The following is an 18,171-nucleotide window of genomic DNA, read 5'->3' as shown; positions in this document are numbered from 1 at the left end:
CAGGGGCAATGACGCGGGGCCGATGCACAAGTGTGGGGCGGGTTTGTTGTTCATTTCTACAATGCCCGTTGTAGGAGCGAGCTTGCTCGCGCCTACAGGGGGTGGGGCAGCAGTTGTACGCCCAGGTACAAGGCAAGCATCCCATCTAGCGTCAGCGGGTCTACGCCGCTGAGTTCGGCTATGCGTTCCATGCGGTAGCGCAGGCTGTTGCGGTGAATGCCCAAGGCGTCGGCACACGCCTGGCTTTGCCCGTCGTGCTCGCACCAACTGCGCAACGTGGCGAGCAGTTGCCCGTTGCTGTCCTTGGCCAACACCTTGCGCAACGGGTTGAGCAATTCGTCCAGGGCGTCGTCGTTGCGATGACGCCAAAGCATGACCGGCAGGCGATAACGGTTGAGGGTCAACAGGCGTGATTGCGGCAGGATATCGCGGCCATAAGCCAGCAGATCTCCTACCCGGCGGTAACAGCGGCGCAGCCCCGCCAAGCCCCCCGCTTGCCCGCCGATGGCAATGCGCTGGATGTTCCAACCCAGGCCCTCGAGCTTTTCCAGCAAGCGGGGGTTATCGACCTGCACCGCAGCAGGTCGACACCACAGCAAGGAGAACTGCGCAGAGCTGACGCACCAACTGTCCGGGTAGCGGCTGGCGAGCCAGGCGCTCAGGGCCTCCGCCGTTTGGCCCGGGCCCAGTTCAAACAGGTACGGCGTGCGCGCCAGTTGTGGCTTGAGCCCCAATTGCTGGGCTTCGTCCACCAGGCGCGGGGAGTCGCTGCTGTCGGCCAACAGCAGGGCCAGCAGATCATCGCAACGCTGGCGCCGCCATTGTTGCTCGGCTTGCTGGTGGCGTTGGCTGACCAGCATTTCAGCGGTCATACGCACCAGTTCGGCGTAGGTGCGTAACCCATCTGGTTCTCCGGTGATACCCAGCACGCCAATCAGGCGCTGATCATGCAACAGCGGCAGGTTGATGCCGGGTTGCACACCCTTGAGATGCTTGGCGGTCTGCCCGTCGATTTCCACCACACGCCCATTGGCCAACACCAATTGCGCACCTTCATGGCGTGTGTTGATACGCTCCGGCTCGCCGCTGCCCAGGATCAAGCCCTGGCTGTCCATGACATTGACGTTATAGGGCAGGATTGCCATGGTGCGATCGACAATCTCCTGCGCCAGGGCATGATCCAGCTCGAACATGGGGCTAATTTCCTAAAAAAAGGTTGTTCACCGGCACAGCGCAAAGGCTGCTTGACTGTGCGCCAGCACAAAGACAGCTGCCCGTCACGTCACCGAGACTGTCAGGGCGGTCAACGTTACCCTCGCACCGCGAAAAATCATAATAAAGAGAGAATCCCATGTCACAGAGCGCCACTGCCGCACTGGCCAGCGATGACGATAAGAACGCCATCTACAAGCGCATCACCCTGCGCCTGATCCCCTTCATCTTTATCTGCTATCTGTTCAATTACCTCGACCGGGTAAACGTTGGCTTTGCCAAGCTGCAGATGCTCGATGCGTTGAAATTCAGTGAAACCGTGTACGGCCTGGGGGCCGGGATTTTCTTTATCGGCTACGTGCTGTGCGGCGTGCCGAGTAACCTGGCGCTGACCCGGTTTGGCCCGCGGCGCTGGATCGCATTGATGATGATCGTGTGGGGTACGCTCTCCACATGCCTGCTGTTTGTGACCACACCCACGCATTTCTACACCCTGCGCCTGCTCACCGGTGCCGCTGAAGCCGGCTTCTTCCCCGGTGTGGTGTTGTACCTTTCGCAGTGGTTCCCGACCTTCCGCCGTGGGCGAATCATGGCACTGTTCATGTCGGCGATCCCGGTGTCCGGTTTGCTCGGCAGCCCGTTTTCCGGCTGGATTCTCAATCACTTTGCCGCAGGCCAAGGTGGCTTGGCGGGCTGGCAGTGGATGTTCCTGCTGCAAGGCATCCCGACCGTGATCCTCGGCGCCCTCGCCTATTTCCTGCTCAGTGACAGTTTCGCCAACGCCAAGTGGCTCAAGCCCCATGAGCGTGCGGTACTGGAAGCTGACCAGGCCACAGACCTGGCAAACAAGCCGAAAACCACCAGCGACTCCCTGGCCGAAGTGTTCAGGAACCCGGCGATCTGGGCATTCGGCCTGATCTACTTCTGCATCCAGAGTGGCGTGTATGCGATCAACTTCTGGCTGCCGTCGATCATCAAGAACATGGGTTTCAGCGACAACCTGGTGATTGGCTGGCTCAGCGCGATTCCGTATCTGTTGGCGGCAGTGTTCATGCTGCTGGTGGGCCGCTCTGCCGATTTGCGCAAGGAGCGCCGCTGGCATTTGGTGGTACCGATGTTGATGGGCGCCATTGGCCTGGTGATCGCCGTTAACTTCGCCACCACCCCCGCTATCGCCATTCTCGGCCTGACCATCGCCACCATGGGCGCCCTCACCGGCCTGCCGATGTTCTGGCCGGTGCCCACCGCGATGCTCAGCGCGGGTGCGGCGGCGGGTGGCTTGGCGTTGATCAACTCCATGGGGCAGATGGCGGGGTTTCTCAGCCCGTATATCGTGGGTTTTGTGAAGGATGCTACCGGCTCTACGGATGTGGCGTTGTACCTGCTGGCGGCGGTGATTGTGAGCGGCAGTGTTCTGGCATTGCGGATGACGCGCACGCTCAAGGCCTGACGCCTTCAACGTGGGAGGGATCTGCTCCCTCCCACTTGGGCCATGTATTTACAACAGGCCGCCACCGTCGATATCAACCACCGCACCGGTCATAAAGCCATTTTCCATGGCCAGTACATACCCCGCCGCCACTTCTTCAGCCTGCCCCACCCGCCCAACCGGCAACCCTTGGCCCGCCTTGGCAAACATTGCCAAACGTTGCTCTTGGCCAAGCCCTGCATAGGCCGGTGTGTCTATCACCCCTGGGCTGATCACATTGACTCGACGCGGCGCCAGTTCCTTGGCCAGTTGCTTGCCCAAGGCCTCGGTCGCAGCGTTAATGCCCGTCTTGATGAACTGCCCTGCCGCTAACTTGCGCCCCAACTGGCCCGAGGTCAGGGTGATGCTGCCCTGCTCGTGCAAAAACGGCAGCGCGTGTTGAATGGCGCGTAGTGCGCCCCAGAGCTTTACATCGAAGTTGTCCCGGGCTTCATCCAGGTCTGTTTCGATCAAAGGCTTGGCCCGCACCGAAGGCCCCGAGGTGTAGACCAGATGGTCAAAGCGCCCCACGGTTTCGAACAACTGCTTTAACGAGGCGCTGTCGGTGACGTCCACCGGCTCGTTGCGCAGCCCGCTGTCGGAACCTGGCGCCAAGCGGCGCCCGGCCACGATCACATGCGCGCCTCGCGCCAAGGCGGCCTGGGCAATTGCCGCGCCGATACCGCTGCTGCCACCGATGACGATGATGGTTTTACCGCTCAGAGAAGAGGTCATGAGAAAACTACCTGGGTCAGAAAGTGAACGTTCATCTTCCCAGCTTGGTAATCGATGAAAAATCCGGGTAAAACGACAAGATCTTTAAAGGATTTTTATCAATGAGCTCGATTCTCGACCTTGAAGTCTTCGTGCGCAGCGCCGACACCGGTAGCCTGACGGCCGCCGCCCGTGGCCTGGGCCTCACGCCAGCGGCCGCGAGTATCGCCCTCAAGCGCCTTGAAACCCGTCTCGGCATCCGCCTGCTTGCCCGCTCCACCCGCAGCATGCGCCTGACCGAAGAAGGCCGGCGTTATCTGGACAGCGTGCGGGTAGCGCTGGAAGCCCTGTCCGAAGGCGAACATGCCATCAAGCAACAAGGCCAAAGCCTCAGTGGTTTATTGCAATTGGCCGCTCCCTCGGACTTCGGTCGCAATGTGCTGTTGGGCTGGTTGGATGAGTTCAAGCTGGAGCACCCCACTATCCGTCTGCAACTGTTGCTCAACGACAGCAATGCCGATTTGTTTCGCGACACTGTCGACATCGCCTTGCGCTTTGGCGTGCCGAGAGACTCCAGCCTGGTGGCCCTGCCGGTGGTACCCGATCACCATCGCATTGCCTGCGCCAGCCCCGACTACTTGGCGCGCCACGGCACCCCGCATACGCCCGAAGACTTGGCCCACCACAGCACGCTGCGCTACATGCGCCGGGGCCAGGCCAATAGCACCTGGTATTTCCGCCAGGGGACCTTGCTCCAGGAGGTTGAAGTGAGCGGTGACTATCTCAGCGACGATGGCGAGATTGTCCGCCGCTGGGCGTTGGCGGGGCATGGCATTGCCTATAAAGCCAACCTGGACGTGGCCCGTGATATCCAGGCTGGGCGGCTGGTGCCCCTGCTACTCGACTGGCAAGGCGAACCCACGCCATTCAACCTGATGTGCCCTCACCGCCTGCAAGTGTCAGAACGCGTGAAAGTGCTGCATCGTTTTTTACAGGCCCGTTGCGAGACTTTGCTACGCGCATGAACAAATCCGCTCAGGGCTTGTTCCAGAGCGCTCGGGTCTGGTATTGCATGACTCACGTTTACCTGCCATGAGGAGCTTTGCATGATTTACCGTACATTGGGTCAGTCCGGGTTAAAGGTCAGCGCTCTGACCCTCGGCACCATGATGTTTGGCGAGCAGACCAGTACCGAAGACTCGCTGCGCATCATCGACAAGGCCTGGGACCAGGGCATCAACTTCATCGATACAGCTGACGTGTATACAGGCGGACGCTCCGAGGAAATCGTCGGCGAGGCGATTGCACGCAACCGCCAGGATTGGGTGGTGGCCTCCAAGGTCGGCTTCGGCCCTACCGACGGCGTGCCCAACCGCAGCGGTTTGAGCCGCAAGCGTCTGTTCAACGCGCTGGACGCCAGCCTGGCACGCCTGGATACCGACTACCTGGACATCTACTACCTGCACCGCGAAGACCACCACACGCCGTTGGAAGTGACCGTGTCCGCCATCGGTGACCTGATCCGCCAGGGCAAAGTCCGCTACTGGGGCCTGTCCAACTACCGAGGCTGGCGCATCGCTGAAGTGATTCGCGTGGCTGAACGCCTGGGCGTGGATAAACCCATTATCAGCCAGCCGCTGTACAACATCGTCAACCGTCAGGCCGAGGTCGAACAGATCACCGCTGCAGCGGCCTACGGCCTGGGTGTGGTGCCTTACAGCCCGCTGGCCCGAGGGGTCCTTAGCGGCAAGTACGCCCCGGACGTCACGCCCGAGCCCGGCAGCCGTGCCGCGCGCCAGGACAAGCGCATCCTGGAAACCGAGTGGCGGGTTGAATCACTGCGCATTGCCCAGCAGATCCAGCAATACACTCAAGGGCGTGGCGTGGGGATCGTCGAGTTCGCAATCGCCTGGGTGCTGAACAATGCGGCGGTGAGCTCGGCGATTGTCGGGCCGCGAACCGAGGCGCAGTGGGACGCCTACACCGGAGCGCTGGCGGTGAAGATCAGCGCTGAGGACGAGGCGTTCATTGATTCGTTGGTTACGCCAGGGCATTCGTCCTCGCCGGGGTTCAACGATGTCGGGCATTTTGTATCCGGTCGATTGGCACGCCTGTAGACTACCCGCGCAATAATTGGCTTTCGCGAGGGTAGCGTGTCTAAAGGTGCTGTGTTATCGGTCTTGGCCTCGGTGTTGTTCGCCGTGATGTATTACTTCACATCACTGCTTACGCCCCTGAGTGGCCTGGAGATTTTCGGCTGGCGCATGCTGCTCACCGTGCCCTGCATGACGGTGTTCATGCTCGTCAGCGGCGAGTGGCGCAGGGTCTGGGAACTGCTGCGCATGCTGGCGGCCAAGCCACGGCTGGTCGGCGGCGTACTGGTGTCGTCGGCCTTGCTCGGCGTGCAGTTGTGGTTGTTCATGTGGGCGCCGCTCAATGGGCGCAGCCTGGACGTGTCCGTGGGGTATTTTCTGCTGCCGTTGACCATGGTGCTCACCGGGCGCCTGGTCTACGGCGAGCGCCTGTCGCGGCTGCAACAGATTGCTGTGGTGTTTGCCGCGCTGGGTGTGCTGAATGAGCTGTATCAGGCCGGTGGTTTTTCCTGGGCAACACTGGTAGTGATCATCGGCTACCCGGTGTACTTCGTGGTGCGTAAATACCTGACCACTGATCATCTGGGAGGGCTGTGGCTGGATATGGCGTTGATGCTGCCGGTGGCCTGGTGGTTTGTACAAAGCGGCGAACAAGGCTTTGCCGTACTGGATGGGCATCCAAAGCTCTATGCATTGATTCCCATGCTGGGCCTTATCAGTGCCTCGGCGCTGGTGAGTTACATCATTGCCAGTCGCTTGTTGGCGTTCAGCCTGTTCGGGCTGCTGAGCTATGTGGAGCCGGTATTGCTGCTCGCGGTGGCGTTGCTGTTGGGCGAAGGGATCGAGGGCGGCCAGTGGCTGACCTATATTCCGATCTGGCTGGCGGTGATGGTGCTGGTGTATGAGGGATTCAAGCATTTGGTGCGTCAGCGCCGGGCTTGATGGGAGGCTGAGAGTGGATGTCGGCTGTGGGGGCGTCCGTACCCCTCTGTCAATTGAGTCAGGTCCTGACTTCGGTTGTCGGCACATCAGGTGTGCCGGCAACTTGTTCAATGACGTTGGCGGTATCTTCCAACCTCTCTCGCCACTTACCGTAATAGGGGATGTTGTGTTGAGCTTGGTTGCCTGCGCTTTCCAGCTTGGCGTCCATCTCTTGCTGATCGACACCAAACAGCTTGCCGATACGGTTGTCGCGGTTCAATTCAAGCAACGTTCCTTTGACGGGGTCTTTCGCGATAGTTTCGATGGAGTGGGCTATGTCTTCAGGAACACCCAGCGCTTTCAACGCGGTGGCGAGGCCATGCCCAGGACTTCTGAGTTGCTTCAGGAATTCGTCGTAAAGACCGTTTAGATTATTGGCATCCACATTGTCCAAGGAAACACTGGCTATTTTTTTGCGGAACGCATTGAACGTCATGGGTTCAAGCGGTTTGTTTTCGTTCAACCCATTTTGAACGAAATAAAATCTGCGCGTCTTGGCGTCCTTTTTTTGTCCCTCGCCGTACAAGTTTCCATAAGCGTCGTAACTATAGACGATGGCTTCTCCATCTGGCCGATATCCGACATAAAACGCCTTGCCATCAGGTTCCAGTTTATAGAGCTGTGTTCGCACCAGCCCGTCGACCTGAACCGGAGGGATCGAAGTGCCCTTGTTTAAACGCTCGAAGATATCCCCCTTCTCATAACCAAAATTTCCTACCACTGCATTGCTATCGCCATCAGCGAACATGCCAAATTTCTGGTTGACCCGCTCCTCCTGCTTGGGCGCTTGATCATTGGCAAAATGCTTCGTAAATCGCTTGCGCTCAATCGGATCATTGGCCACGTCTTTGAGCCAGTCCGTCATCTGCTGCGCATTATCGAACTCATGAAACGAGGTCACGTCGTCTTCCGGCATGTACAGGACGAAATTAGGCCCCTCTTCTGTAAGTGGCACCCGCTTGATCATTATCAGGTCGTTGGACTGAACACCATCAACGGCAAATGTCGAGACCTGCACCCCTGGACTTCCCGGTTTGTTGGGTGACAGCGCGGCCTCCGTCAGTTGATGCGCTTTGGCGGTGAGTGTGTTGCCCAAATACTCGGTTTCACTGTCATCGAGAAACTTTTTACGCGCCTGATCGACTGGGTCTGCATTACCGGCTGAGCGAACATTGCGCACAGGCCCTATCTGCTCGGTTGATGTAGATGGGCCAATCGGGCGTTGAAGGGGAGGAGAATTCACATTCATAAGAGGGCCTCTTGATATTGGACACGCAGAAATTGTCTGCGCCCTACCCTCTGAGTGATATTTCAAGAAACGTCTGTTCCCAATAAACCACAGGCCATTTGCAACACGCTGCATCAGGCACAAAACAGCCCGGTAAAAACCGGGCTGTTTTGCTTTAGCCTGTCGATCAATCGGCGGTCAGCACACCACGACGCACCTGGTCGCGCTCGATCGACTCGAACAGCGCCTTGAAGTTGCCCTCTCCAAACCCATCGTCGCCTTTACGCTGGATGAATTCGAAGAACACCGGGCCCATCAGGGTTTCCGAGAAGATCTGCAGCAGCAGGCGCTTGTCACCGGCAACCGACGAGCCGTCCAGCAGGATGCCGCGCGATTGCAATTGATCCACTGGCTCGCCATGGTTCGGCAGGCGACCTTCGAGCATTTCGTAGTAAGTGTCTGGCGGCGCGGTCATAAAGCGCATGCCGATCTTCTTCAGCGCGTCCCAGGTCTTGATCAGGTCGTCGGTGAGGAACGCTACGTGCTGGATCCCCTCGCCATTGAACTGCATCAGGAACTCTTCGATCTGCCCGGCGCCCTTGGACGACTCTTCGTTCAACGGGATCCGGATCTGGCCGTCCGGCGCGCTCATGGCCTTGGAGGTCAGGCCGGTGTACTCGCCCTTGATATCGAAATAACGCGCTTCACGGAAGTTGAACAGCTTCTCGTAGAAATTGGCCCAATAGATCATGCGCCCGCGATAGACGTTGTGGGTCAGGTGGTCGATGACCTTCAGGCCAGCGCCTACCGGATGGCGGTCAACGCCTTCAAGGTAGACGAAGTCGATGTCGTAGATCGAGTTGCCTTCGCCGAAACGGTCGATCAGGTACAACGGCGAACCGCCAATGCCTTTGATCGCCGGCAGGTTCAATTCCATCGGGCCGGTGTCGATGTGGATCGGCTGGGCACCCAGTTCCAGGGCGCGCTTGTAAGCCTGCTGCGAGTCCTTGACCCGGAACGCCATGCCGCACACCGACGGGCCGTGCTCGGCCGCGAAGTAGGAAGCGAGGCTGTCGGGTTCGTTGTTGAGGATCAGGTTGATCTCGCCCTGGCGATACAGGTGCACGTTCTTGGAACGGTGGGTGGCCACTTTGGTGAAGCCCATGATCTCGAAGATCGGCTCCAGTGTGCCCGGGGTCGGCGAGGCGAATTCGATGAATTCAAAGCCCATCAGGCCCATTGGGTTTGCATGTTGGTCGGTCATGTTCGGTGCCTCATCATTCTTGTAGGTAGCAATTGTTTAGTTGCGAGCAAGGATGAGGCTGGAGGGTGGCGCACAAGAAAGGCCTCGCACGCTGCGGGCGAGAAAGTCACCAAAGATGAGGGGGGAGCCAAGTAGCTTCATGGTGTCATCAGTCTCTGACGGCCGAGGCTTGCGTGAGCGCAAGTCCATATTCTTGTATGCGTAAACTGATTCTACACAGCGTAACCGGGTTTGTCCGTAGTCTTATCAAATCCCCATTACCCTGCCCTGCGCAAGGGGTTTGTTACACAGGTAGATACCCAGCAGGATGACCGCACCCCCCACCCACATCGCCATCGTCAGCGGTTCGTCCAGCAGCACCGCGCCGCAAATGACCGCCGTCAATGGGTTGAGCGCGATGAACACCCCGGACCGTGTGGCGCCTATGCGACGAATGCCATCGTAATAGCCGATATACGCCAGCGCCGACCCCATCACGCCCAGATACATCAGGCTGAGCAGTTGCGGCAGATCAATAGCGTGCAGCTCTGCCATGGTCACGCTGGGTGAAACCAGCGCCGTAACGCTTAGCATCAGCGTGCCCAGCAGCACCGACCAGGTCACGGTCTGCAACGGCCCCAGGCTCTGATTGAGCCCACGGGAGAACAGCGTGTAAACGCCCCACCCCGCCACGCAACCGAGGATCAGCAGGTCACCGGCCCAGGCCATGGTCGCGCCCTGCAATGCCTGGGGATTGCGACTGATGATGACGGTCGCCGCGCCTGCCAGGCACAACGCGATACCGATACATTTGATGCGGCCCAGGCGCTCCTTGAACAACCACCAGGACGCCAGGCCGATCACCGCCGGGTTCAACGCGACAATCAACGAGGCGCGTGACGCATTGGTGTACTGCAGCCCATAAAAGAAGCACAGGTTGTAAAAGAAAATCCCAAAGAACCCCAACACCGCCAATTGGCCCCATTGGCGCGTGCTGGGGCGCACCAGGGCCGTGCGCGAAGCGGCCATGAACAGCAGCAATGCTGCGCTGGCCAAGGTGAAGCGCAGAGTGGCGGCCAGCAGCGGGTGGACCTGATCAGCCAGGTAGCGCCCTGCGACAAAGGTGCCGCCCCAGATCATGGTGACAGCGGCAAGCTTCAGATAAGTGAGGCCATCGGCGACGTGACGCATAAGGCGGTGCTCAGGTGAGGGACGAATGGGCGTATTCTTTGGCTAATCACTCCTCATCGTAAAATGAGCCTTTACTCATGACCCTGACCCAACTGGAAATCTTTTCTCTGGTGGCCGAACTGCAAGGTTTTACCAGTGCGGCGCATCGCCTGGGTATCAGCCAGTCGGCGGTGTCCCACGCGATCAAGGCCTTGGAGCAGGAACTGGGGGTGGAGTTGTTTCGGCGCCATCAGACGGCGGTGGAACTGAGCGAAATCGGCGCACAATTGCTGGGACGCGCCCGGGCCATGCTGGGGCTGGCCAACACCTTGCAGCAGGAAGCGGCGGATGCACGCGGCATGAAGCGTGGCACGCTGCGTATCGGCTCGTTCGGGCCGACGGCGTCGGTTCGGTTGTTGCCGCCTATCCTCAGGCGCTTTCGCCAGGTTTATCCGGGTATTGAAGTGCATGTGGATGAAGGGCCTGATCGCCAGGTCATTCAGTGGCTGGATGAGCGCCGGGTGGATATCGGTTTTGTGGTGCTGGAGCAGGAACGCTTCGATACGGTCGCGCTGCTGGAAGATCAACTGGTAGCGCTGCTACCGGCCGGGCACCGGTTGGCCGCCCTTGAGGCCGTGCCCCTGCAAGCGCTCTGCGATGAACCCTTTATTCTGACTGAAGCCGGCTCGTCGGAGCTGGTGATGCGCTTGTTCAGTCAAGCCCGATTGCAGCCCAAAGTCCGGTACCGCTGTGCGCAGTTGCTCAGTACGTTGGAGGCGGTCAGTCGGGGCGATGGTTTGAGTGTGGTTGCGCAGGCCTCCTTGCCGGAACATAGCGACTGGCGTTATGTGGCGTTGCCATTGGCGCCGCAGGTCCCACGCCGGATCGGACTGGCGGTGCTGGATCGACGACAGTCCTCCCCGGCTACCCTGGCATTCATCGAGCTGGCGCAAGGGTTGTACCCCTCGCTCACTTAGTGACCTGGCTATGCGCAGCGTCCTCTCATGCGTCGCACCCTACATAGTCACCCAATGTAGTGAAACGCAGCGTCGGCGACACCCTCCACACTCTGTACTTCAACGGACTTTGCGGGTTCGGGCGGGGGCGGTGCCTGATCCCCGCCACCACTGACCGAACGGCGAGGTCAACCCGCTTGAAACAAGTGAGCAGGCCTGCGTAATGCCATCTATCATCGGCTTATCTCACTCTTTTTCTCGCGACTGACTGCCCCTATGCCCCTGACTGTCAAAGGCCCACGAAGCCGAGCCGCACGCTATTTCATCAGTGCAACCAGCGGCGTGTTGCCCATCTTGCTGGGGGTTGTGATTCTGTACTGGCAAGCCGAGCGCACCCTTGAGCAAAGCACGGCGCAAACCGCTCAAGAAGCGGTCCGCCAGTTCGACCTGATGCTCGACAATACCGCCATCGCTGCCCAGGCTTTGCTGCCGCTGGCCGGTAAACCTTGTGACAGCAGCGCCAAGTTGGCGCTACGTGAACAAGTCACGCGCCGGCCGTTTGTGCGGGCCACGACGCTGTCCTGGCAGAAAAACATCTATTGCAGCTCGTTGTTTGGCGGTCGCTACCAATCGCCCGTCAACCCGGACGACTATGTGGATGGGCGCCTGTGGTTGATGAAAGGTAACCCCGTTACACCCGATACCGCCCTGCTGGTGTACCGCCTGGTGGAAGGCGATCAAGGCGCGTTTGCCTCGGTTGACGGTTACCACCTCACCAACGCCTTGCGCTTGATCAGCCGTTACGCGTACTTGGTATTGCAAGTCGGCCCGAACTGGCTGGGGGCCGACGGCAAGGTGCATCAAGGCGCGTTGCCGGTATTTGCCGTGGCCCCACAACGCCTGGCTTCCGAGCGCTATCGCTACAGTGTCGAAGCCGGGATGCCCGAGGGTGAAGTCTGGCGCTACATGCAGGCGCGGTATCCGGCGCTGTTCAGCCTGGTGGTGTTTTTCGGCATATTGGCGGGGCTGCTCGCTCACTGGCTGCAAAAACGCTCGTCCGCGCCAACCCACGAGTTACAACGCGCCTTGGGCGCCAATGAGTTCATCCCGTATTTCCAACCGGTAGTACGGGGTGACACACGCCAATGGGCCGGCTGTGAGGTGCTGATGCGCTGGAGGCATCCCAAAGAAGGCCTGGTGCGCCCGGACCTGTTTATTCCCCTGGCCGAAGACTCTGGCCTGATCGTGCCGATGACCCGCGCCCTGCTGCGCCAGACCGCCGCGCAACTGGCGCCCCATGCCGCACGTTTCAGCCCCGGCTTTCATATCGGCGTGAACATCACTGCACGCCATTGCCAGGACATGGCGCTGGTGCAGGACTGCCAGGAATTTCTGGCCGCGTTCCCACCCGGCCAGGTCACCCTGGTGCTGGAGCTGACTGAGCGGGAGCTGATCGAACCCACCGAGACCACCCGCCGGCTGTTCGAGGCCCTGCATCAACTGGGCGTCATGATCGCCATTGATGACTTCGGCACCGGCCACTCCAGCTTGGGCTATTTGCGCAATTTCAATGTCGACTACTTGAAGATCGATCAAAGCTTTGTCGCCATGATCGGTGCAGATGCGCTGTCGCGGCATATTCTCGACAGCATCATAGAGTTGTCGGTCAAGCTGGATCTAGGCATTGTTGCCGAAGGTGTAGAAACAGCCAAACAGTGTGAATACCTCGTGGCCCAAGGCGTGGATTTCCTACAGGGTTACCTGTTTGGCCGACCATTACCCTGCGATGAATTCATTAAATCCTTGGGGATCGTTGAATAGCCTTGCGCGGTCTACGATGAAAGATTGGTCTTTCTTTAAAAGACATGATTTACTCGGAATGAATTAACTACTACAATTTTTTCTGCCTGTGCAGAACTCGCAGAAGGGTCTTTTTCGTTGACGTGGCTTAACGTTCTTGGCTTATAGCTTTGTCTGCAGTTGATATCCGCAACTACATTATTGGAGTACAGATTTTGTCCAGACTCGCCGAATTTCGCGCAGCAGAAAAAGCCCTTCAAGAGCAGCTTGCACAGCTGGAATCTTTGAAGAATGACGCTGGCTTGAAGAAAGAAATCGAATTCGAAGAAAAGCTCAAGACGCTGATGGGCAAATACGACAAAAGCCTGCGCGACGTGATCGCTATCCTCGATCCAGCGCCACGCAAAGGCGGCGCACCGGCCGCCGCCGCGCCAAAACAGCGCCGCGCACGGGTGGTCAAGGTTTACCACAACCCGCATACCGGCGAGCTGATCGAGACCAAAGGTGGCAACCACCGCGGCCTTAAAGCCTGGAAAGAACAGTACGGCGCTGCCACTGTAGATTCCTGGCTTCGCGGCTGAAACATGTACTAAAAAAAAGCCCCGCATACGCGGGGCTTTTTTTGCTCTAGCGGTTCGGAATCGAATTTAACTTAGCGTTCACATTGTTCACATTCGCTCAGCTTGAGCGGGTCAAAGTTTCAGACTGTTACGCACCGAACTGATTTCCTCCTTGCTCGCCTCGTACGCTTGCGCTTGGCCCGCGTATGAAAATACATAGGCCTTATCGACATCCAGCGCACCGACTAATGTTTGCGACAATACGTGTCGACCGTTCTCGGTAATCACACAGGTAGTTTCCAGCGCGTCAAGCCGACTCAATGTCGTGGGGTGCATTTTGCTGCACACGCTTTGATAACCGCCACGGGCAAAGTCTTTCTGGATCGACTTGCGCATCTCCAGCAACACGCCGGGAAGATTAACTTTATGGCCGGTTTCTATCGGCGTCCCGGTCAACTCCATCACCATCAACGTGGCGCCATTTTCATCATTCTTGATCGCTCGCTGCCGGGACACTGCTTGGGGTTTGGCAGGGAGTTCGTCGTCAGGCACGACTTCTTCGACCTGCCAACCGCTGGGCCAATGGACCTGCGGGTCAGCTGCCAGCACAAACGGGCTGCCCAACAACACGCACACAGCACTCAACAGCGGCCTACGAAACTCGATCATTGCAAAAAACACCCAAGGTTCCAGCCGCAAAGTGTGCGGCCCGGCGCGCGCTGACCGCAAGGGTTTAGCGCGCTTTTTCATTTGGCGCAGCCGGTGCGCCTTGCGTATCATGGCCCGCCTGCATGGAGGCAGGCCGCAAGCCAATGGACCGCTCATCTCACATTTTTTCTGGAGGGCCCATGAGCCTGCACGAATTGAACACCTTCCCGGGCGTCACTGCCCAGCCCGACAACGCTACGGCAAACTTCGTGTTCAACCACACCATGTTGCGGGTCAAGGACATCACCAAGTCGCTGGACTTCTACACGCGCATCCTGGGTTTCTCCCTGGTCGAGAAACGTGACTTCCCGGAAGCCGAATTCAGCCTGTACTTCCTGGCCCTGGTGGACAAGGCCCAGATCCCGGCCGACGCCGCCGAGCGTACCCAATGGATGAAATCGATTCCGGGCATCCTCGAACTGACCCACAACCACGGCACCGAAAACGATGCCGACTTTGCCTACCACAACGGCAACACCGACCCACGCGGCTTTGGCCATATCTGCATCTCGGTGCCGGACATTGTGGCGGCGTGCGAACGTTTCGAAGCCTTGGGCTGTGATTTCCAGAAACGCCTGACGGATGGCCGCATGAAGAGCCTCGCGTTCATCAAGGACCCGGATGCCTATTGGGTTGAGATCATCCAGCCGGCGCCGATGTAATAAGCACTGCGTGACGCGGAGCGTCACCGGATGCATTCCCCCGCGGAGCGTGGGAACGAGAATCCCGCGCCGGGCGTGGGAACGAGAAAAACCCCATGATCGCTCATGGGGTTTTTCATTTTCAGCCCAGGATTACGCCGGAGCAGAGGTGCGGATCAAGTGATCGAACGCGCTCAACGAAGCCTTGGCGCCCTCGCCTACTGCAATCACGATCTGCTTGTACGGCACGGTGGTTACGTCACCGGCGGCGAACACGCCAGGCAGTGAAGTCTCGCCACGGGCATCGACAATGATCTCGCCGCGCGGCGACAGCTCTACCGTGCCTTTGAGCCAGTCGGTGTTGGGCAGCAAGCCAATCTGCACGAAGATGCCTTCCAGGTCGATGGTCTTGAACTCACCGCTGTCGCGGTCCTTGTAGGCAAGGCCGGTGACTTTCTGGCCATCGCCTTTGACCTCACTGGTCAATGCACTGGTAATCACATCCACGTTCGGCAGGCTGTAGAGCTTGCGTTGCAACACGGCGTCGGCGCGCAGCTTGCTGTCGAACTCAAGCAAGGTGACATGGCTGACGATACCGGCCAGGTCAATGGCCGCTTCCACGCCGGAGTTACCGCCGCCGATCACCGCCACACGCTTGCCTTTGAACAGCGGGCCATCGCAGTGCGGGCAGAAGCACACGCCGCGGGCTTTGTATTCCTGCTCACCGGGCACACCCATCTCTCTCCAGCGGGCGCCTGTGGCCAGGATCACGGTCTTGGACTTGAGGGTCGCACCGCTTTCGAAGCGAATTTCGTGCAGCTCCCCGGCATTTTTCGCCGGTACCAGGCTGCTAGCGCGTTGCAGGTTCATGATGTCCACATCGTACTGACGCACATGGGCTTCCAGCGCACTAGCCAGTTTCGGCCCTTCGGTTTCCTGTACCGAGATAAAATTCTCGATGGACATGGTGTCCAGTACCTGGCCACCAAAGCGTTCAGCCGCCACACCGGTACGAATACCTTTACGTGCCGCGTAAATGGCAGCCGAGGACCCGGCGGGGCCACCGCCAACCACCAGGACGTCGAAGGCGTCCTTGGCGCTGATTTTTTCCGCGGCTTTCTCGATACCGCTGGTGTCGAGCTTGGCGAGGATTTCTTCGAGGCCCATGCGGCCCTGGCCAAAGTTGACTCCGTTCAAGTAGACACTCGGGACCGCCATGATCTGGCGCTCATCGACTTCAGCCTGGAACAGCGCGCCATCAATCGCAACGTGGCGAATGTTCGGGTTCAGCACGGCCATCAGATTCAGCGCCTGGACCACGTCCGGGCAGTTCTGGCACGACAGCGAGAAGTACGTCTCGAAGCTGAACTCGCCTTTGAGAGCGCGGATCTGTTCAATTACTTCGACACTGGCTTTCGACGGGTGGCCACCCACTTGCAACAGGGCCAGCACCAACGAAGTGAATTCATGGCCCATAGGGATGCCGGCGAAACGCAAGCTGATCTCAGCACCCGGGCGGTTGATGGAGAACGATGGCTTGCGCGCATCATTGCCATCGGTGTTCAGGGTAATCAGCGTTGAGAGGCTGGTTACGTCCTGCAAAAGAGCAAGCATTTCCTGGGATTTCGCACCGTCGTCGAGGGAGGCGATGATCTCGATCGGCTGGGTGACCCGTTCCAGGTATGACTTCAACTGAGCTTTAAGATTGGCGTCCAACATACGGGCGATTTCCTGTTCATTCGGTTTATTGCAGACAAAAAAACGCCCGAGCGAATCTCGCCCGGGCGTTTTGAGGGCGGATGCAGCTTACTTAAGTGCGGATACCCGCCCTTGATACGCGTTCACAGACTTAGATCTTGCCGACCAGGTCCAGAGACGGCGCCAGAGTGGCCTCGCCTTCTTTCCATTTGGCTGGGCAGACTTCACCTGGGTGGGCAGCGACGTACTGAGCGGCCTTGATCTTGCGCAGCAGCTCGGAAGCGTCACGACCTACACCGCCGTCGTTCAGCTCAACGATCTTGATCTGACCTTCCGGGTTGATCACGAAGGTGCCGCGGTCTGCCAGGCCAGCCTCTTCGATCAGCACGTCGAAGTTGCGGGAGATGGTCAGGGTTGGGTCGCCAATCATGGTGTACTGGATTTTGCCGATGGCTGGCGACGTGTTGTGCCAGGCAGCGTGGGCAAAGTGGGTGTCGGTAGAAACGCTGTAGATTTCGACGCCCAGCTTCTGGAATTCGGCATAGTTGTCAGCCAGGTCTTCCAGTTCGGTTGGGCAAACGAAGGTGAAGTCGGCTGGGTAGAAGAAGACAACCGACCACTTGCCTTTCAGGTCAGCGTCGGTCACATCGACGAAGCTGCCGTTTTTGAAAGCGGTGGCTTTAAACGGTTTTACTTGGCTGTTGATGATAGGCATCGTTGACTCTCCGTCAGGGGTTAAGAAGTTGATGAGGTGAATCCTACCGGCTCTCTCGGTCGATGGCTCATTGGCAAACCTGATGCTGACGATTGGGTTTCTCTATCAGGTGACGCTATTAATAGAAAAAATCTCAAATCAGCGGTTGGGTTGCCAGGGTCATGCCCAGAAACGGCGTCGCTTCAACATAGCGCATCGCAGATTTCATGTCGTTCCAGCCGACGTAACTCATCAGGGACTTCAAATCCCAACCACTGCGATGCGCCCAAGTGGCAAAGCCCCGACGCAGGGAGTGGCTGGTGTATTGATCGGCGGGGATGCCTGCGCGCTCAAGGGCCTGGCGCAATAACGGGATCACACTGTTGGGATGCAAGCCCTCCTCACCCAGGTTGCCCCAGCGGTCGATGCCGCGAAACACCGGGCCGCGCACCAAAGCCGAGGCGCTGAGCCACTCGCTATAAGCCTGCACCGGGCACAGCCGGAGCAACGCTGGGGTCTGGTAGGTTTTGCCGAGGTTGTCCCGGTCACTTTTGCTGCGTGGCAAGTACAGGCTAATGCCTGCGCCTGGCACGGCCTGCACGTGCTCAATGCTTAATCGGCACAGCTCATCACTGCGAAAGCCCCGCCAGAAGCCCAGCAGAATCAGCGCAGCGTCGCGCTTGGCCCGTAGCAAGCGCGGCTGGTCGTGATGCTCGCTGGCCTGTTTAGCTTCAATGTCCAGGGCGGCGATTACTTGCTCCAACTGCGTGAGCTGCAGAGGCTCGGCCTGCCGCTCCCGCGCCGGGTGCACGGCGCGGATGCCCTTGAGCACCTTGCGTACCACCGGCGCCTTCGTCGGGTCGGCAAACCCTTGGCTGGTATGCCATTGCGCCAAGGCCGAGAGCCGCAGTTTCAAGGTGTTGACTGCCAACACCCCGGCATGCGCCACGAGGTAGCGCGCCACGCTGTCGCTGGTGGCCGGCAGGAACCCTCCCCAACTGACTT

General features: G+C 58.9%; 17 protein-coding genes. 8 read left to right on the top strand and 9 right to left on the bottom strand.

The window, feature by feature from the left end; all coding sequences use genetic code 11:
* Positions 1-92: 92 nt before the first annotated feature.
* Positions 93-1,193, bottom strand: coding sequence for a sugar diacid recognition domain-containing protein (locus tag JMV15_RS08255; protein ID WP_038450185.1), 1,101 nt, complete (start codon positions 1,191-1,193; stop codon positions 93-95).
* A gap of 158 nt (positions 1,194-1,351) precedes the next feature.
* Between JMV15_RS08255 and JMV15_RS08250 the strand changes: the two genes are divergently transcribed.
* Positions 1,352-2,662 carry an MFS transporter gene (locus tag JMV15_RS08250; protein WP_020302764.1) on the top strand — a complete coding sequence of 437 codons (1,311 nt, stop codon included), beginning with the start codon at positions 1,352-1,354 and terminating at the stop codon, positions 2,660-2,662.
* Positions 2,663-2,710: 48 nt separating this feature from the next.
* On the opposite strand, the gene JMV15_RS08245 is transcribed toward JMV15_RS08250, so the two are convergent.
* On the bottom strand, positions 2,711-3,415 hold the full coding sequence (locus JMV15_RS08245; protein WP_038450187.1) for an SDR family oxidoreductase: 705 nt from the start codon (positions 3,413-3,415) through the stop codon (positions 2,711-2,713).
* A 101-nt stretch (positions 3,416-3,516) separates the two neighbouring features.
* Here JMV15_RS08245 and JMV15_RS08240 point away from each other — a divergent pair, with 101 nt between their 5' ends.
* The 3 genes from JMV15_RS08240 to rarD all read left to right on the top strand — a co-directional run bounded on the left by JMV15_RS08240 (position 3,517) and on the right by rarD (position 6,429).
* Complete coding sequence (locus JMV15_RS08240; protein ID WP_014718500.1) at positions 3,517-4,419, top strand: LysR family transcriptional regulator; 903 nt, start codon at positions 3,517-3,519, stop codon at positions 4,417-4,419.
* 81 nt (positions 4,420-4,500) lie between these two features.
* Positions 4,501-5,511, top strand: a complete 1,011-nt coding sequence (locus JMV15_RS08235) for an aldo/keto reductase (protein WP_014718501.1) — start codon at positions 4,501-4,503, stop codon at positions 5,509-5,511.
* Between the two features lie 36 nt (positions 5,512-5,547).
* Positions 5,548-6,429: an EamA family transporter RarD gene (gene rarD / locus JMV15_RS08230; RefSeq protein ID WP_201491345.1), complete on the top strand. Its 882-nt coding sequence runs from the start codon at positions 5,548-5,550 to the stop codon at positions 6,427-6,429.
* Positions 6,430-6,487: 58 nt separating this feature from the next.
* Here rarD and JMV15_RS08225 read toward each other — a convergent pair whose 3' ends face one another.
* From JMV15_RS08225 to JMV15_RS08215, 3 genes are all read right to left on the bottom strand, one after another.
* Positions 6,488-7,648 (bottom strand): dermonecrotic toxin domain-containing protein, encoded by a 1,161-nt coding sequence (locus tag JMV15_RS08225; RefSeq protein WP_044483604.1) that lies wholly within the window; start codon positions 7,646-7,648, stop codon positions 6,488-6,490.
* Between the two features lie 235 nt (positions 7,649-7,883).
* Positions 7,884-8,960, bottom strand: a complete 1,077-nt coding sequence (gene hppD, locus JMV15_RS08220; protein WP_014718504.1) for a 4-hydroxyphenylpyruvate dioxygenase — start codon at positions 8,958-8,960, stop codon at positions 7,884-7,886.
* Between the two features lie 246 nt (positions 8,961-9,206).
* Positions 9,207-10,130 carry a DMT family transporter gene (locus tag JMV15_RS08215; RefSeq protein WP_014718505.1) on the bottom strand — a complete coding sequence of 308 codons (924 nt, stop codon included), beginning with the start codon at positions 10,128-10,130 and terminating at the stop codon, positions 9,207-9,209.
* Between the two features lie 77 nt (positions 10,131-10,207).
* Here JMV15_RS08215 and JMV15_RS08210 point away from each other — a divergent pair, with 77 nt between their 5' ends.
* The 3 genes from JMV15_RS08210 to JMV15_RS08200 all read left to right on the top strand — a co-directional run bounded on the left by JMV15_RS08210 (position 10,208) and on the right by JMV15_RS08200 (position 13,446).
* On the top strand, positions 10,208-11,086 hold the full coding sequence (locus JMV15_RS08210; RefSeq protein ID WP_014718506.1) for a LysR family transcriptional regulator: 879 nt from the start codon (positions 10,208-10,210) through the stop codon (positions 11,084-11,086).
* A 255-nt stretch (positions 11,087-11,341) separates the two neighbouring features.
* Positions 11,342-12,886 carry an EAL domain-containing protein gene (locus JMV15_RS08205; protein ID WP_014718507.1) on the top strand — a complete coding sequence of 515 codons (1,545 nt, stop codon included), beginning with the start codon at positions 11,342-11,344 and terminating at the stop codon, positions 12,884-12,886.
* Positions 12,887-13,080: 194 nt separating this feature from the next.
* The gene (locus JMV15_RS08200; RefSeq protein WP_014718508.1) at positions 13,081-13,446 is read left to right on the top strand and encodes a histone-like nucleoid-structuring protein, MvaT/MvaU family; all 366 of its coding nucleotides are present in this window, start codon (positions 13,081-13,083) and stop codon (positions 13,444-13,446) included.
* A gap of 111 nt (positions 13,447-13,557) precedes the next feature.
* Here the strand turns inward: JMV15_RS08200 and JMV15_RS08195 are convergent, their stop codons facing one another.
* The gene (locus JMV15_RS08195) at positions 13,558-14,094 is read right to left on the bottom strand and encodes a DUF4946 domain-containing protein (protein WP_014718509.1); all 537 of its coding nucleotides are present in this window, start codon (positions 14,092-14,094) and stop codon (positions 13,558-13,560) included.
* A gap of 179 nt (positions 14,095-14,273) precedes the next feature.
* Here JMV15_RS08195 and gloA point away from each other — a divergent pair, with 179 nt between their 5' ends.
* Positions 14,274-14,795: a lactoylglutathione lyase gene (gloA, locus tag JMV15_RS08190; RefSeq protein WP_003191301.1), complete on the top strand. Its 522-nt coding sequence runs from the start codon at positions 14,274-14,276 to the stop codon at positions 14,793-14,795.
* A gap of 132 nt (positions 14,796-14,927) precedes the next feature.
* On the opposite strand, the gene ahpF is transcribed toward gloA, so the two are convergent.
* The 3 genes from ahpF to JMV15_RS08175 form a co-directional block, all read right to left on the bottom strand.
* Positions 14,928-16,493 (bottom strand): alkyl hydroperoxide reductase subunit F, encoded by a 1,566-nt coding sequence (ahpF, locus tag JMV15_RS08185; RefSeq protein ID WP_020302758.1) that lies wholly within the window; start codon positions 16,491-16,493, stop codon positions 14,928-14,930.
* Between the two features lie 130 nt (positions 16,494-16,623).
* Positions 16,624-17,187, bottom strand: coding sequence for an alkyl hydroperoxide reductase subunit C (gene ahpC, locus JMV15_RS08180; RefSeq protein ID WP_003191303.1), 564 nt, complete (start codon positions 17,185-17,187; stop codon positions 16,624-16,626).
* 133 nt (positions 17,188-17,320) lie between these two features.
* Positions 17,321-18,130 (bottom strand): site-specific integrase, encoded by an 810-nt coding sequence (locus JMV15_RS08175; RefSeq protein ID WP_201491344.1) that lies wholly within the window; start codon positions 18,128-18,130, stop codon positions 17,321-17,323.
* Positions 18,131-18,171: the final 41 nt, after the last annotated feature.

It is taken from the genome of Pseudomonas paracarnis (assembly GCF_904063055.1).
GTDB classification, from domain to species: domain Bacteria; phylum Pseudomonadota; class Gammaproteobacteria; order Pseudomonadales; family Pseudomonadaceae; genus Aquipseudomonas; species Aquipseudomonas paracarnis.
Note: the sequence above shows the minus strand (reverse complement) of the source record. Positions and strands in the feature narration are given on the sequence as shown.

Bases quoted from the DNA above. Each gene is read 5' to 3' on its own strand.
- JMV15_RS08255 (WP_038450185.1), bottom strand. From the start codon at position 1,193: ATGTTCGAGCTGGATCATGCCCTGGCGCAGGAGATTGTCGATCGCACC.
- JMV15_RS08250 (WP_020302764.1), top strand. From the start codon at position 1,352: ATGTCACAGAGCGCCACTGCCGCACTGGCCAGCGATGACGATAAGAAC.
- JMV15_RS08245 (WP_038450187.1), bottom strand. From the start codon at position 3,415: ATGACCTCTTCTCTGAGCGGTAAAACCATCATCGTCATCGGTGGCAGC.
- JMV15_RS08240 (WP_014718500.1), top strand. From the start codon at position 3,517: ATGAGCTCGATTCTCGACCTTGAAGTCTTCGTGCGCAGCGCCGACACC.
- JMV15_RS08235 (WP_014718501.1), top strand. From the start codon at position 4,501: ATGATTTACCGTACATTGGGTCAGTCCGGGTTAAAGGTCAGCGCTCTG.
- hppD (WP_014718504.1), bottom strand. From the start codon at position 8,960: ATGACCGACCAACATGCAAACCCAATGGGCCTGATGGGCTTTGAATTC.
- JMV15_RS08215 (WP_014718505.1), bottom strand. From the start codon at position 10,130: ATGCGTCACGTCGCCGATGGCCTCACTTATCTGAAGCTTGCCGCTGTC.
- JMV15_RS08210 (WP_014718506.1), top strand. From the start codon at position 10,208: ATGACCCTGACCCAACTGGAAATCTTTTCTCTGGTGGCCGAACTGCAA.
- JMV15_RS08205 (WP_014718507.1), top strand. From the start codon at position 11,342: ATGCCCCTGACTGTCAAAGGCCCACGAAGCCGAGCCGCACGCTATTTC.
- JMV15_RS08195 (WP_014718509.1), bottom strand. From the start codon at position 14,094: ATGATCGAGTTTCGTAGGCCGCTGTTGAGTGCTGTGTGCGTGTTGTTG.
- gloA (WP_003191301.1), top strand. From the start codon at position 14,274: ATGAGCCTGCACGAATTGAACACCTTCCCGGGCGTCACTGCCCAGCCC.
- ahpF (WP_020302758.1), bottom strand. From the start codon at position 16,493: ATGTTGGACGCCAATCTTAAAGCTCAGTTGAAGTCATACCTGGAACGG.
- ahpC (WP_003191303.1), bottom strand. From the start codon at position 17,187: ATGCCTATCATCAACAGCCAAGTAAAACCGTTTAAAGCCACCGCTTTC.